Here is a 14,652-nt window from a genome sequence, read left to right as displayed (position 1 = left end):
CCTCCAAAGCTTGCAAAGGAGTTTCCCATGACCGCCGTAATCACCCGCCAAATTCCTAGTGAATTCCTGCAAACCTTAATCAAGGAAAAGGCCACCGGGAGACTAACGGTACAAAATCCCCTTGATGAATTGGTCACCTGGCAGGTTTATCTTGGCAAAGGGAAAATTAATTTTGCTAACAGTGGCGTGGGGGGAATGCAGAGGGTTAGGTATCTTCTGGGGAATTATTTGAATGAAAATAAAATTAGTCTGCCCCCCCAAATCACGGACGACTATAAATATATCTGTGACCTTTGGAAACAAGAGATAATTTCCTTTCAACAAACCCGTTCGATTTTAACTCAGTTTTCCCAGGAAGCACTGGTACATTTTTTGGCTATTCCTGTTACTCAATGTTATTTTGATCAGGATGATAGCATTAAGGATCTGTTCCTTAATTTAGAATTAGCCAAAACTACCCAATCTGTGGAACATAAAATCAGATATTGGGGAGAATTATATCCTCAGATCAATTCGCCTTTCCAGCGCCCTTTGGTGGAAGATTGGCAAGAGGTAAAAACCATGCTGGATTTGAGCTACCGCCGCAGTGAACAGTGGTGTGAGCATCTGTTGGAGGGGTTAAAAAATCTCTCTTGCCTATATGAGCTAGCCCGCAAAACAAATAGCAGTGTTTTAGAGTTGGCTCTGTTATTTTATCCAAGGATCAAGTCAGGGGAGATTAAAATGTTGCCCTATCAAGAAATTTCAGTCGAAGATTCCAATCTACCGGTGGTAATTTCCGTTAACAATCGTCCCTCTGTACAGCAGGTTGTGCGAGAAACCCTGGGTCAGCGAGGTTTTAAAGTGGTTTGCATTGACGACCCCTGCCATGCTTTAGCAGCCGCCATTAGCCATAATCCCCAGTTAATTCTCATTGATGCCGATATGCCTGAGATCAGTGGCTATGAACTCTGCCGTTTGCTGCGAAAATCTTCTGCGGTGAGGGAAACTCCTATTATTTTACTCAATCAAAATGATGGGGTAATGGAGCAAATCCAAGGGCGTTTAGCTAAGGCTTCTGGACAAATCAATAAACGGTTTTTATCCCAAGAGTTGCGGCAGGTTAGGAAAGACTATTTGGATTCTTCTCCGGCTCTTTGCCCCTAGGGAAAATTTCTCAGTTTGTGATAAATTTTCCTACCATGGAGTGAGTTCAAACTTGTCTAGGGTTTATTGCTGTGGTTTTAAACCGTTTGGTATTGGCTAGCCTATGGTTGGCACTGGTAATTTTTGCCTTTGGTTTTGCTCCCCCCAGTGATCCCAAAACCTTGGCTCTAATCAAAGCCCTTTCCCTTGGTCAGTGGCAGAACATTAATCCAGTTATCATTGCTCTGTTTAATCTGATGGGAATCTGGCCCATGGCCTATGCCGGCATGTTAATCGGCGATCGCCAGGGGAGAAAGTTTCCGGCTTGGCCCTTTGTGGTGGGGTCATTTTTTTTTGGGGCTTTTGCCCTACTGCCCTATTTGGTTTTCTGGCCGCCCACGGCACAAACCGATTCTCCGGCATCGAACTCGGAACCATCAAAAGTGAATAAATTCTGGCAGTCTCCCTGGTTGGGGCGAATTTTATTCCTGTTGGCGATCGCCTGTGTTTGCGGGGCAGTGCTTCTGGGGAATTGGGGCGATTATTGGCAACAACTGCCAACAAGCCAATTCATTGCCGTGATGAGCAGTGATTTTCTCTGTTTGACCTTGGCTTTTCCGCTGCTATTAGCCCAGTATTTGCACCGCGAGCAAGGAACTCGTTCTTTACTTATCGCTCTGATGGCCATGGTGCCCTTGTTTGGCGCTTTGACCTATTTGAGTATTCGTCCGAATTTTGAAGTCAAAGACCAAATATCTTAAGAGCGTATTCGTTATCCCTGGCCGACCATTCCGTGAACAAAAACTTACTAAATCTGCCGGAGCTTGAGTCATTAGATCTTAGGCACTAAAACTGGCTTTAACTATCAGCCTGATCGTTAAGATAATCCACCAAAGCCCTCAATCCCAAACGATAACTATTTAGCCCAAAGCCGCAAATTTGCCCGATCGCCACCGGGGCAATGTGGGAAATATGCCGAAATGATTCCCGCTGATGAATATTACTCAGATGCACTTCCACACAGGGGAGTTGCACAGCCACCAACGCATCCCGTAGAGCAATGCTGGTGTGGGTATAGGCCGCCGCATTAAAGACGATGCCGTGGTAATTACCCAGGGCATTATGGATGGCACTAACTAATTCTCCTTCCCCGTTGGACTGAAAGGTGCTCACCTCTACCCCTAAACTTGCCCCATCTTCCCGGAGGCAATCGTTAATTTCCCCTAGGGTGAGGGTGCCGTAGATACCTGGTTCTCGCTGGCCCAATAAACTCAAATTGGGGCCATGGAGCACCAATACTTTCCACACAGTTGACATATTAACTAGCCAGTTAACTTCCCCCTAACGACGGGAACGGCGATCGTTGACGGGAATGGGAATTAGTTCCGGCTCCGGTTCCCCCTGGGGGCCAAGCAAGCCTTCGATCAACTTCTGGGCCAGTTCTCTAAGTTTATCGAGCAGTCTTTCTAAATAGTCCATTACCAAGGACGACTCCTGTGATGATGTCTAACTGAACCCCGACGGAATAAGCAAAACCAAATCTGTTCAATCAAGTCAGAGTCTAAGGTGCTAGCCACAGCGCTGGGGTAAAAACCCTAGGCAGTGATTCCGGGTCAAACTGTATTTGGCCAAGGCTCAGAATGTATGAGGGGGCCTGGGAAATTTATCTTTAGCCCATGGGAACAGCCTAACACAATTTTTTCGGACAGAGATCCATCAGTTTTCAGCCAATCTTAACCATTGACCGGCAATTTTTTCCCGCTCCAAAATGGTTGGAACAGCATAGGGATACCGTATATTAGGGGGTGTCGTTTCGCCCCGGGAGTTGCCATGACAGAGGTCACTACGACTGTTCGACTCAATCCTGACCGAGAAGAATTGCAAGGATTAGTGCGGGCCCAGATTGAAACTCTCCTCGAAACTGCCCAATTCGATGCGGCTAAAACCATTCTTACCCCTGTGCAGCCGGCGGATATTGCCGATGTGATCGAATCTCTCCCCAGTCGCCTCCAGGTGCTTGCTTTTCGCTTACTCTCAAAAAATGAGGCGATCGATGTTTATGAACATTTAGCCCCGCCGGTGCAGGAATCCCTCCTGGAGGACTTTAAGCATCCTGACGTACTGGAAATTTTTAACCAAATGTCCCCCGACGACCGGGTGAGATTATTGGACGAACTTCCGGCCAAAGTAGTGCGACAACTGTTTAAACATCTGAGCAACGAGGAACGCAAAGCCACTTCCTTACTGTTGGGCTATAAACCCGAAACCGCTGGTCGGATCATGACCACGGAATATGTTTCCCTCAAGGAAGATTACACCGCCAGCCAAGCCCTAGACCGCATCCGCCACATTGCCACCAGCTTTGAAACTATTTACATTCTCTATGTCACCGACGAATCCCGTCGTCTTACGGGCACCCTTTCCCTCCGTAATTTGGTTATGGCCAAGCCGGAGGAGTACATTGGGCAAATTATGCTCCCCGATGTGGTTTCCGTCCATACCAACACAGACCAAGAGGAGGTGGCCCGCACCATCCAGCACTACGATTTTCTTGCGGTGCCCGTGGTGGACTCGGAACAAAGACTAGTGGGCATTGTCACTGTGGACGATGTAATTGATATTTTGGAGGAGGAAGCAACGGAAGATATCTATACCGCTGGGGGGTACAATCCCAGGGGGATGACTATTTTAAAAGCAGTTTGATGACTGTGGCCCGTAAGCGGGTGGTGTGGCTATTTATTCTTTTAATTACCAATACCCTCACTAGTCAGGTGATCCACTCCCAAGAGGATGTATTGCAAAAAACCATTGCGTTGGCGGCTTTTATTCCCTTGCTGATTGATGCGGGGGGCAATGTGGGGGCCCAATCTTCCACGGTGGTCATCCGGGGATTAAATACGGAGGATGTTAGATTAACCCAAGTTTTGCCGGTAATTGCCAGGGAAGGGGGGGCCGGTGCTTTACTGGGCTTGATGCTGGGTATTGTGGTGACGGTGTGGGCCTATTTCCTCCAGGGGGATTGGTTGGTGGCCATTACGGTGGGCAGCAGTTTATTTATTATTTCTCTGCTGGCGGCCTTTGCGGGGGGAGGTTTGCCCTTTCTATTCAAGTCCATGAAGTTGGATCCGGCTTTGATGTCAGCGCCCTTTATTACTACGGCGGTGGATGTGTTGGGAGTAGCTATTTACCTGCTCATTGCCCGCTCTCTACTGGGAATTTAGGGATTTAGTGCTTACCAATTAACTGTTTGCCTTTCCTGTACCACCCGTTCGTAAATGGCGGCTGTTTCTTCGGCCAGCTTGGACCAATTGAATCGTACACCCAAATCCTCATAGGCCGCTTCCACCAATTGTTTGGCTAGGGAAGGATTGGAGAGAATTTCCAGAATGCCCTGGGCGAGGGAGTCGGGGTTGTTGGTTTGGGTGACTATGCCGGTGCTATGGTGACGCACTACCTCCGCCAACCCACCGGTATTGGATACTACCACTGGCACCCGGGCGGCAAAGCTTTCCAGGGCCACAATGCCAAAGGGCTCGTACAAACTGGGAAAAACGGCACAGTCGGCAATGGTTTGGAATTTATCTAAATCTTCGTCGGACATGAAGCCAGTGAAAAAGCAATGTTCCCAAATGCCTAGGTTCCAGGCTAATTGCTTGAGGCGATCGGTATTTCCCCCACCGATGATGACGAATTTTACTTGATTGTCCAAGGATTCTAGGACTTGGGGGGCGGCAGTTAACAGGACGGAAATGCCTTTTTCGTAGGTCATGCGGCCGACGTAGTAAACAATTTTTTCCCCGTCTCTGGCAAATTTACGGCGAAAGTTTGGGTAATCAAAGTTTGGGCGGCGGTGCTTTTTTTCCGGGCGGATACCATTATAAATTACGTCAATTTTGTCCCAGGGAGTGCCAAAGGCCCTTTCTAACTCGTGGCGCATGTAGTTACTACAAACGATGACCCGCCAACCGTTATAGATAAGGATTCCTTCTTTGCCGGCAATGTAGCGTTGGGTGTCGTTGTACAGGCCGTTATAGCGCCCGTATTCGGTGGCGTGGATAGTTACCACCAGGGGAATTTTGCCATAGTGCTTGAGGTCGATGGCCGCGTCCCCCACCAACCAATCATGGGCGTGGATGACGTCAAATTTTTCTTTTTGCCGGAGTAGTTCCTGGCCTTGGTGTTCCATGGCCTGATTCATATTATCCACCCAATGGAAAAAGTCATTGCTGGGGGGCACTGGCACTCGATAGACGTGAATGCCATCCACCGTTTCCTGGGGTAAGCTTTCCTCTGTAGCCACGGTGATTAGGTGGATTTCATAGCCCTGCTGAACCAATTCCGGATAGAGTTCTGCCACATGGCGAGCAATGCCACCGACAATGCGGGGGGGGAATTCCCAAGCTAGCACCAGGATTTTCATGGCAGTGACCAATTTTTGTGAGTGCATGGAGGGAAAGACGGCGATCGGGGCCATTGGTGTCGTGGGCACTCTAAAACATTATGCGCAATGTTGGCGTGGTCATACTGCCGAATTTTCCCCTAAGGATAATGACATCATGGATTTTGGCCCCTGGAATATGTTTTTTGATCCCTGCTTAACTGCTGAAAACCTGGAAAGATCGACACTAAATGTCCAGAGATTCCACCCAGCCAGTAAACTTGCCATAGGAACTTTTTCAATCTGTGTCAGGGAGGCGAGTGTGGACGATACTTACCAAGGCTATATTAATCGGGTGGCGCCCCAAACCTTGGCGATCGCCTACGAGCAACAATTGATCAATGCCCAGGGCTCTCCTAAGTTTGACCAGGGACGGCCGGTACCTTTTCCTGGGTTCAGTGTGGTAACGCCGATCGCCGCTGATGATCAAATCAATCAAGGCTTTTATGGCCATCTGACCACTGTGCAGGGCCAGGTGGGAGAAATTTTGCAGGAGAGTTTGGTGGTGGTGCCCCCGGCTAGTTTGCATCTCACGGTGGCGGATTTAATTTGGGACGGGCCTTACCAGGCCCTACGTCGTCATAACCCAGATTTTGAACAACAACTCTGTAGCTGCTTACAACATTCCTTTGCCGATCATCAACATCAGTCAGGGCAATACACTGGCTGTCATTGGCAGGTGCTGGGATTGTTGGTATTGCCCCGTTCCCTAGGGGTGGTTTTGGTGCCCCAACGGGAGGCGGATTATGAGCCGATGATTAAAGTGCGACGGGCTATTTTCCAAAACCCCACCCTGATCGGTTTGGGTATTGAGCAACAGTACCGTTATACCGCCCACATCACCCTTGGTTACTTCGACCAGGCGATCGAAAAGTTAGCAGACCCGATCGGAGTCGGTGAACAGTTGGCCGCCGTTAATGACCGCTGGATTGGCCGTGACCCACAAATTCTTGATATTCATAGCATTGAACTGCGTTATTTCAGTGATATGACCCAATTTAGTCGTCATGACCACTATCCGGTGTTGAGGGCCAGTTAGGGGCTGGAGATGGACTTCCCCAAGGGCATTGAGGCCCAGTCGATGCACAAGTTTCCGCTGGTTACTATGGAAGGTGTACAGGGACGATTTGTGGCTTATGGAAATGTTTTTCCTCCGATTTATCGTTTTTTATAGGTAATGGGAAAGAAGTTTTCTGTTGATCAATGGAAGTGTCTACCAAAATGTCCAAGTTACTTATCCGTGGTTATGCCGCCCCTTTTGGCTTAACTGCTCTGTTTGGCCTATTTACTTCCTTGGCGATCGCCGTTCCAGTGGAAGCCCAGGGACAAAATAGTTTTGAAAATTACCGTCAGCAATGCCTCCGTCGGGTCGAACAGGCCGGTATCAAGGGGGCGGCAGCCCAGGAAATGTGCAATTGCACAATTAATAAATTCAAACAAAGGTATTCCTTGGCAGAATTTACCAAGCTTGTGCAACAGTCCGAAACCAATAAGGTGATCGCCAGACAATTGGCGGAAGTAGGGGAAGAATGTTTGTACGAGTAAGAAAGGTAGGGGAAATTCCAATTTCTGCCCCACTCAGGCCAAAGGTTTAGCCAAAGCCATAGCCACCTCTGCTAAACAACGGGCATCCGACACCATCCAGGCATGGACTAGCACGGGCAAAATAATTTCTCGGCCAATTTCTAAATGGGAACTGCTGGGGGGCAGAATCATCAGGTCGAAGGGAGTCCAAATCACCGTCACCTGGAGCTCCGCCAGTAACTGGCAACAATCTCGGTTTAAATCCTGCAAAAAATCACTCTGCCAGGCCATTTCCCTCACTCCTTGGTAGGGCAAACTATAGCCCAGGAGAGTACCTTGGTTGGGGGCAGAAATGGTAATGTATCGCTTGACCCGTTCCACGCCCCCAAGACGTTGTAAATAATAACGGGTTACTAATCCCCCCATGCTAAAGCCAATTAAATCCACTGGTTGCTGGGGCGCAAATTTTTGATCAATATATTGCTTTACTTGGGTCGCCAACACTACAAGGGAAGCACTGCCATCGTTGGGTTCTAAATCTAAACAATGAACCGACCAGCCCCCCTGGGTCAAAAAGTCCACCATCGTGGCAAACTTGGCCCTAGTGTCGTAAATGCCATGGATCAAAACAACAGGATGACGGTCTGGAACTTCTGTCACCACTAAGTTCTACAAACTCAAAAAACGGTAGCTTTCGCTGAAAAAGCGTTTAATTACATTTTGACTGGTTCCCTGGGGCCGCCGTTTAATTTTCTTGCTCAGGCGCAAACGGGTGCCATCTTCATTCCAATGAACTTGATCAAAAATTTGCATCAAAATACCTAGCCCCCGGCCATTCTCCGACTCATCGGGGGGAAACCAGGGGCTCACACAATTGGGACAATCAAGCACTACCTGGGAGCAAGGACAGGGGCGGTCAAACCCCATACCCTGATCAGTGATAATCCAACAATAACCCTGGGCGGATTGGCGGTATTCCACTGTGATGGACTTGCTTGGGTTGAGGGCATTGCCATGGGTGGCGGCATTGACCAAAGCTTCCTGTAACCCCAGCCTGACCTCGTTGTGCAGAGGCTTGGGTACAGAATTGAGCAATAGATCAAGGATGGGATAAAGATAGAGGGTCGAGGAAAAACTCACTTTTTGCCAATGGGATTGCCTGTGGGGAAAATTAATGTTTAGCAAACGCTCCACCTCACACTGGACTAGTAGCAATCTAACAGTACTGACGGTGGCCATTATACTCGATCGCCAGGGTTACCTGAATGTGCCCGCCGCTACCATAACCCCTAGGAAATCTTTGGTTAGTCATTGACTGCTTGGAGAATCACTGCACACTCCACATGGGCCGTTTGGGGGAAAAAGTCGCAACCCTGAACCCAGGTAATTTCATAGAAGCCCTCGGCACAGAGGAGTTTCAAATCCCTTGCTAGGGTGGGGGGCTGACAACTAATGTAGGCAATTTTCCCTGGGCGCTGTTGGACAATTTCCCTGAGCACTTCTGGTGTACAACCCTTACGGGGAGGGTCGAGGAGCAAAATATCAGGGATTTCTGACAGGGTGGGTAAAACGGTTTCCACATTGCCGGCTAAGAAGTCTACGTTGGTAATCTGGTTCATCTCAGCATTGCGTTGTCCCTGTTCCACCGAGTCCTGATTAACCTCAATGGCGATCGCCTGACGAACTTGGCGGGCTAGGGGCAGGGTGAAGGTGCCCACACCGGCATAGGCATCCACCAATAATTCTGTACCCTGAAGATTTAATACTTGCTGTAGCCGAGTTAACAATAGCTCCGCCGCTTCACTATTGACCTGAAAAAATGTATTTGCCCCTAGGCTAAAGCTTAAACCAGCAAACTTTTCTCGACAGGTACCCCGCCCTGCAATCACCATGGTTTCTTCGCCAAAAATACGGTTGTTGGGTTCCGGTTGAATGTTTAAACAAATGCCGCCTAAATCAGGATAGCGCTCCAACCATTCCCCGGCCTGCTCTTCCAAATCCGGTAAACCTTGATGGGCGGAAATTAGGGTCAGTAACATTTCCCCGGTGCGTTGACCAATGCGTAGACTTAAATGGCGTAATTTGCCATGCTTTTTCTCTTCGTCATAGATAGACCAACCCCGATTTTCAATATCTTTCTTCACCTCCGTCAGCAATAAATTTAGGCGATCGTCCTGGACGGGACATTGGTTAATATTTACTAAGCGATGGCTACCTTTACGGTAATAACCTGCCTGCACCTGCCCTGTTTTAGAGCGACCGAGGGGATAGGTGGCTTTATTGCGGTAACCCAGGCTAGTGGGGGACTGTAATAGGGGTTCCAGGGGTAAAGCTGTGAAACCACCAATGCGCTCCAGGGCATCAATAATTTGTTGCTGTTTGTTTTCTATTTGAAATTGATAATCCAGATGTTGCCATTGGCAGCCACCGCATTTATCGGCCACAATGCAAGACGGCCGGGTGCGCTGGGGGGAGGGTTCCAGAATTCTTGACAGTTGACCCACAGCATAATTTTTCTTGACCCGCATTAATCGGACTTCCAGGCGATCGCCAGGGGCAGTATCGGGCACAAACACTACCCGCCCATCAAAGCGGCCAATGCCTTCTCCCTGGTGATTGAGGCCGGTAATGGTCAATTCCACTACGGCCCCCTGTTGCCAAAGGGCACTGGTGGAGAAATTATTACTCTGGGTCATCGAAAATTGGTTCCAATACTTGCACGGCCTTAATCACAGCCATTGTATCGTGCTGTTACTTTCCTTCCCTACAATAAATTTTCATACTCCGGTTGGGATTGTAATTGTTTAAGCAAACCCTTAATGTCCTGGGTATGGTCTTTGGGCACCACCAGGGTGACATTGCCTTCCCGCACAATCACCACATCTTTTAAGCCGATGGTGGCAATTATCTGATTCTCATCACTGGCGTAAACAATACAGCCCTGGCTATGCAAGTGGACATGGTTGGCTAAATCCACGTTGGCTTCTGGGTCGGGGAATAGTCGCTCCAACGCATTCCAATCTCCCAAATCATCCCAACCAAAATTGGCCGGCAGAACGGCCGCTAATTGGGTTTTTTCCATCAATACATAGTCAATACTTTTCTTTTCTAAGGTTGGATAAGCAGCCGCCCCTTGGGATTTTAACGCCGTGAGTAATTGGGGCGCATGGTCGGCCAATTCCCGTAGAACTACCCCAGCTCGGAAAATGAACATGCCACTATTCCAGCTAAACTTACCACTGTCTACAAAGGTCTGGGCTGTGGCTCGGTCAGGCTTTTCGGTAAAACGGGTCACTTGATACACAGGTAAACCATCTATTTCCCGTTGCAATAGGCCTTGTTCGATGTACCCATAGCCAGTGGCGGGGCCATGGGGTTTAATACCAAGGGTGACAATGGCGTCCTGTTCCTGGGCATAGGCGATTGCCGCTGCCAAGGTTTGCTCATAGGCGGTTTGGTCTTTAATCCAATGGTCAGCAGGGAAAAAACCAATGATGGCATCTTCCCCATGGCGTTGGGCAATCTCCAAGCTCGCCCAGGCCACAGCGGGGGCCGTGTCTTTTCCTTCCGGTTCCACCAGACAGTTTTCCTTGGGTAATGAAGGCAATTGACCGAAAACCCCCTCGGCAATGGGGGCCGTCGTAATTACCCATAAATTTTCCCAGCCCCCGGCCAAGGATAGTAATCGCTGGGCTGTGGCCTGCAGTAAACTGACCCCGGAACCATCCAAGGACAAAAATTGTTTAGGCCGCTGCTTATGGCTGAGGGGCCAAAACCTTTCTCCTTTGCCACCGGCAAGAATTACAGGAATGAAAACGGGGGATGATGGGGTCATAGGGAGCAAAATTAGCTAGCCGGGCATTTTCAACGCCTAGGATACAACGGCGGGAATCCCCCTAGGTTGGAATAGCTAAGATTCAGAGGGTTGGAGGGTTAGGTTACGGGCCGGATCCCCCAGTAAAACCTTATCCATGGGACCAGGCGTTAAATTTTCCGGTAGCACTTGCCAGTGTTCGGCAATTTGTTGCAACAGCCGGTCCTGTTCCACCCGTAAACGATCAAAGTTGGGGCCATTATTAATCACAGAAAACCAAACAATGCCCCGCTCCTGGGTGGGAATAATGCCTGCTAGGGCGCTAACCGTGTTTAACGTGCCGGTTTTCACCGTTAACCCCTGGGGCATACTGCGCCACTCCAATGTGCCTCGGCGATCGCGCCCCATGACAGGGAAAATATCGTCAATGCCTAGGCCGTGGGGCTCCAGTTGCTCTGCTAAAACTTGGTACATTTTTGTCACCGCCCTGGGGGAAAGCCGATTGTCCACCCCGAGGCCGGAACCGTTTTGTAGTTGAATTTCCGCCGCCGGAATCGCCCCCAAGCGGGAAGTAGTTTGGGCCACGATCGCCGCTCCCCCCATGGCCTGGGCCAACATCTCAGCCATATCGTTATTGCTGTAGATGTTCATCTGTTTGAGCAGGGCCGCCAGGGGAAGGGACTGATGTTCTAGTAAAAGCTCTAGGTTGGGGGGTAAAACGGCCTGGGTTTGGATGGTGCCAGCAATTTTTACTTGGGGCCGGGGAGTATTGGGAGGTAAATCCCCAAAGGCTTTGTTTACGATGGGCGACCATTGGCTTGCATCCACTGCCTGTTTGAATAAGGCTCCCGCCACAGCAGGATCAGCCTCAAAGTTCATGGCCAAATTGCCCACCACCACCAAATTCCCAGTCACCTCCCGGATACCCGCTTGGTTGAGGGCATTGCCCACGGCGATCGCCTCTTCCCAGACGAAGAGAGGATCATTGTCCCCGGCGATCAGTAAATTACCCTGCAATACCCCAGCGGTAATGGGTCCATCGGCATAAAAACGGGTGGTAAAGCGATGGTCTGGTGGCCATGTGGCCAAAGCGGCTACGCTGGTGGCAATTTTGGTTAAAGAAGCGGCGGGGAAAGCTGTTTCTGCTTGGTTATAACCCAAATAGGCCCACTCCGACTGCAACCAGATACCCTGGCGCTGGCGGTCATAACCCAGGGATTCTAGGCGATCGAGGTAATTATCAACAATTTTGTCGATGGCAGGATCCGCTTGGGTTGGTACAGCAAAAACCTTCGCTTCTTGCCAGGCCACTTCTTGTCCAACTAACGGTTCCCCAGTTGATCCCCAGCTGAGCAGGGCTAGTACCGTCGCCCCTAAGATTTTCACCATAATTAATTTTCTCCTCCCACCAATTGCCCAACCTAGCCTTTGAAAACCATGGCTAGACCCTAAGCTTTGACCAAAACGTTATTGCCGCTCACCTGGGTAGCGTAGGTGGGCAGGTCTTTCTTGGCAGGTCCCTTAAGCACCTTACCCGTAGCGGCAAATTCGGCCCCGTGGCAAGGGCAAACAAATTTACCGTTAGCCTTCTTCCATTCCACCTGGCAACCATTGTGGGTACAGGTGGGATTGACAGCACTAATCTGGCCGCCACCACCGTTGGGCACCACCGTCACCGGCCCCTTGGGGGTGTTCCCCTTCAATTCTCCCTTGGCCTTGAGGTCCGCCATGGTACCGACGTCGACCATTTGTCCCTGGCCGTTACTGCTGTTGCCACCAAAGCAACCCGTGATGACGGCGATCGCCGTACTGAAAGCAGTGTAAGAAATTAGCTTGCGTCGCTTGACCATAGTAGGTAGGGAAAAAGAACTGCCATCAGTGTAGCCAAATTATTGGTACTGTGGCAGCGACCATGGGTGAGCGCAAACCAAGGAAAATTAACGGACAGTTTCTAAGCTTTCAATTTTCTTGGTGAATAGTTCGGTGAAGATACTCATCACTGTGCGTTTTTCCCTGACTTTGATGTTGGCCGTCACGGACATCCCGGACTGGAGGGGAATTTCGCGTCCTTGACTAACTAATTCCTGGCTATCCAGTTTAATCCTGACGGGGAAACGATAATATTGATAGGTTTGATCTGGTGGCAAGGCATCAGAGCCGACATATTCTACTTCCCCGTCGACCCCACCAAATTCGCTGTAGGGGAAAGAGTCAATGCGCACGTCAGCGGGCATACCAGTGCGAACGAAACCAATGTCCTTGTTGGTGACGTCTACTTCAGCAATTAAACTATCGGCGGGGATAATTTTCAGCAGAGGTTCAGTTTGATTGGGGGGGGTAACGTAACCAGGGGTTGCTTTGAGATCAAAAACTACCCCATCCACCGGGGAGGTAATTTCCTGATAGCCCAGGTTGACCTTGTTCCGTTCAATCTGCCCATTTAATTCGGTAAGCCGTTTGTCATTATCAACAATAATTTTGGTGATCTGGGTATCAATTTCCGCCAGCCGCTTATCATTATCTGCCAGGCGATCATAAATATCCTTATCGGTGGAGGCACTGGTGTTGGCCAGGCGGGCTTGGGCCTGGGAAATTAAGGACTGGAGGCGCACTTGCTCCGTTTCTAGCCGCTGAATTTCCGCTTGGCGCGACTCAATTTGTTGTTTTTGGCGGTCCACTTCCACCACGGTGTTAACCTTCTGCTCGATTAATTGTTGGGTCCTGTCGTTGAGGGACTGTTGTTGTTTTTCCACCTGTAACCGTGCCAGGGCTCCTTCTTCTAGCAAAGGAGTCATGCTGTCCACAATGCCCGCCTCAATGGCCAGGCTTTTTTCCGCTTCTGCGAGGGCCGCTTCGTTACGCCCCAATAAACCGGCCAGGATTTTTTGATCTTCCCGCAATTGGCTTCTTTCTGCCCTCAATTGCAAACCGGCCTGTTCCAACTGTTTCTGAATTTGGCGAATTTCCAACTCGGCGGCGGTCATGCGACTGCCCAGTTCAAAGCGGGCCATTTCTAAACGGGAAAGCTGTTCGGAAGTAAGGTTTCCTTCTCCACTGGCGGTTCTTAGCCCCAATTGTCGGCGATAAAGTTCATTTTCGTTGATCAATTCGGCCCGGTTATTGGCCAGGGCCACCACTTCCCAGGGAAGGTTAAGTTGGGTGACGGCCCTCTGGAGGGCACCACCTTCCAAACCGTTTTGCAGTAGGGTGCGGTAGAAGGCGTTTTCCTGGAGAATTTTGGCGCGCACATTTTGGGCCGCAGTTAATTCTGCTTGGGTACTGCTGGAATCCATAATCACCAGCACTTCACCTTTTTTGACCTTGCGGTTATTTTCCACCAACACTTCTTTCACTACCCCGTTCAGTGGAGCATTGATATCCTTTACCGTCTCGATGGGTTTTAATTGTCCCGTGGCGGGTATCACCTGTTCAATGGTAGCAATGGAAGCCCAGGTCACGGTTACAACGGTTACCCCCATGATGGCAATGGCAATGCCCCGAGCCCACATGGGGGACTGACGCATGACAATGGCCTGTTCCGGTTGGAATAGGGATGAGTTAGACGTGAGAGCAACGGGGTTTTTGGCGGCCGTTTCCTGTTCTTTTTCTTTGACATCGGCCAAGGTACCTGCATCCATGGTTTTGGGGCTGTGGCCGTTCCGTTGGGGGGCATTTTCTTGGATAGGGCTATTCATAGTTCTAGGGGCGATCGCCAAAGATGATGGACAAAGAAGTGATTAGGCGAGGAAAT

General features: G+C 49.7%; 14 protein-coding genes and 1 pseudogene. 5 read left to right on the top strand and 10 right to left on the bottom strand.

Annotated features, from left to right (window positions below; all coding sequences use genetic code 11):
- Positions 1 to 27: 27 nt before the first annotated feature.
- Positions 28 to 1,146: a response regulator gene (locus tag IQE94_RS04390; RefSeq protein WP_212716401.1), complete on the top strand. Its 1,119-nt coding sequence runs from the start codon at positions 28 to 30 to the stop codon at positions 1,144 to 1,146.
- Between the two features lie 71 nt (positions 1,147 to 1,217).
- Positions 1,218 to 1,886 carry a hypothetical protein gene (locus IQE94_RS04385; RefSeq protein ID WP_223342782.1) on the top strand — a complete coding sequence of 223 codons (669 nt, stop codon included), beginning with the start codon at positions 1,218 to 1,220 and terminating at the stop codon, positions 1,884 to 1,886.
- A gap of 97 nt (positions 1,887 to 1,983) precedes the next feature.
- Here the strand turns inward: IQE94_RS04385 and aroQ are convergent, their stop codons facing one another.
- Positions 1,984 to 2,442: a type II 3-dehydroquinate dehydratase gene (gene aroQ / locus IQE94_RS04380; protein WP_212716397.1), complete on the bottom strand. Its 459-nt coding sequence runs from the start codon at positions 2,440 to 2,442 to the stop codon at positions 1,984 to 1,986.
- Positions 2,443 to 2,466: 24 nt separating this feature from the next.
- Entirely contained in the window at positions 2,467 to 2,604 is a 138-nt protein-coding gene (locus IQE94_RS04375; RefSeq protein WP_190596324.1) for a hypothetical protein, read from the bottom strand.
- Between the two features lie 351 nt (positions 2,605 to 2,955).
- Here IQE94_RS04375 and mgtE point away from each other — a divergent pair.
- Positions 2,956 to 4,346 (top strand): annotated as a pseudogene (mgtE, locus tag IQE94_RS04370) (magnesium transporter).
- Between the two features lie 11 nt (positions 4,347 to 4,357).
- On the opposite strand, the gene IQE94_RS04365 reads toward mgtE, so the two are convergent.
- Positions 4,358 to 5,599 carry a glycosyltransferase family 4 protein gene (locus IQE94_RS04365; protein WP_255611354.1) on the bottom strand — a complete coding sequence of 414 codons (1,242 nt, stop codon included), beginning with the start codon at positions 5,597 to 5,599 and terminating at the stop codon, positions 4,358 to 4,360.
- 226 nt (positions 5,600 to 5,825) lie between these two features.
- Between IQE94_RS04365 and IQE94_RS04360 the strand changes: the two genes are divergently transcribed.
- Complete coding sequence (locus IQE94_RS04360) at positions 5,826 to 6,602, top strand: DUF1868 domain-containing protein (RefSeq protein ID WP_223342781.1); 777 nt, start codon at positions 5,826 to 5,828, stop codon at positions 6,600 to 6,602.
- Positions 6,603 to 6,784: 182 nt separating this feature from the next.
- Entirely contained in the window at positions 6,785 to 7,108 is a 324-nt protein-coding gene (locus IQE94_RS04355) for a hypothetical protein (RefSeq protein ID WP_212716395.1), read from the top strand.
- A 33-nt stretch (positions 7,109 to 7,141) separates the two neighbouring features.
- On the opposite strand, the gene IQE94_RS04350 is transcribed toward IQE94_RS04355, so the two are convergent.
- The 7 genes from IQE94_RS04350 to IQE94_RS04320 all read right to left on the bottom strand — a co-directional run bounded on the left by IQE94_RS04350 (position 7,142) and on the right by IQE94_RS04320 (position 14,596).
- Entirely contained in the window at positions 7,142 to 7,747 is a 606-nt protein-coding gene (locus IQE94_RS04350; RefSeq protein ID WP_223342780.1) for a triacylglycerol lipase, read from the bottom strand.
- A gap of 9 nt (positions 7,748 to 7,756) precedes the next feature.
- A complete protein-coding gene (locus tag IQE94_RS04345) occupies positions 7,757 to 8,272 on the bottom strand; it encodes an anti-sigma regulatory factor (RefSeq protein ID WP_194013732.1) in 516 nt (171 codons plus the stop codon).
- Positions 8,273 to 8,391: 119 nt separating this feature from the next.
- The gene (gene rlmD / locus IQE94_RS04340; RefSeq protein ID WP_212716391.1) at positions 8,392 to 9,783 is read right to left on the bottom strand and encodes a 23S rRNA (uracil(1939)-C(5))-methyltransferase RlmD; all 1,392 of its coding nucleotides are present in this window, start codon (positions 9,781 to 9,783) and stop codon (positions 8,392 to 8,394) included.
- A gap of 68 nt (positions 9,784 to 9,851) precedes the next feature.
- Positions 9,852 to 10,922 (bottom strand): mannose-1-phosphate guanylyltransferase, encoded by a 1,071-nt coding sequence (locus IQE94_RS04335; RefSeq protein WP_212716389.1) that lies wholly within the window; start codon positions 10,920 to 10,922, stop codon positions 9,852 to 9,854.
- Between the two features lie 75 nt (positions 10,923 to 10,997).
- On the bottom strand, positions 10,998 to 12,290 hold the full coding sequence (locus IQE94_RS04330; protein WP_212716387.1) for a D-alanyl-D-alanine carboxypeptidase/D-alanyl-D-alanine-endopeptidase: 1,293 nt from the start codon (positions 12,288 to 12,290) through the stop codon (positions 10,998 to 11,000).
- A 59-nt stretch (positions 12,291 to 12,349) separates the two neighbouring features.
- Positions 12,350 to 12,751 (bottom strand): ubiquinol-cytochrome c reductase iron-sulfur subunit, encoded by a 402-nt coding sequence (locus IQE94_RS04325; protein ID WP_212716385.1) that lies wholly within the window; start codon positions 12,749 to 12,751, stop codon positions 12,350 to 12,352.
- A gap of 87 nt (positions 12,752 to 12,838) precedes the next feature.
- Positions 12,839 to 14,596 (bottom strand): HlyD family efflux transporter periplasmic adaptor subunit, encoded by a 1,758-nt coding sequence (locus IQE94_RS04320; RefSeq protein WP_212716383.1) that lies wholly within the window; start codon positions 14,594 to 14,596, stop codon positions 12,839 to 12,841.
- Between the last annotated feature and the right edge of the window lie 56 nt (positions 14,597 to 14,652).

The sequence above is a fragment of the Synechocystis sp. PCC 7339 genome (assembly GCF_019924095.1).
Lineage (GTDB): Bacteria > Cyanobacteriota > Cyanobacteriia > Cyanobacteriales > Microcystaceae > Synechocystis.
This window is presented reverse-complemented; position numbering and strand designations above follow the sequence as displayed.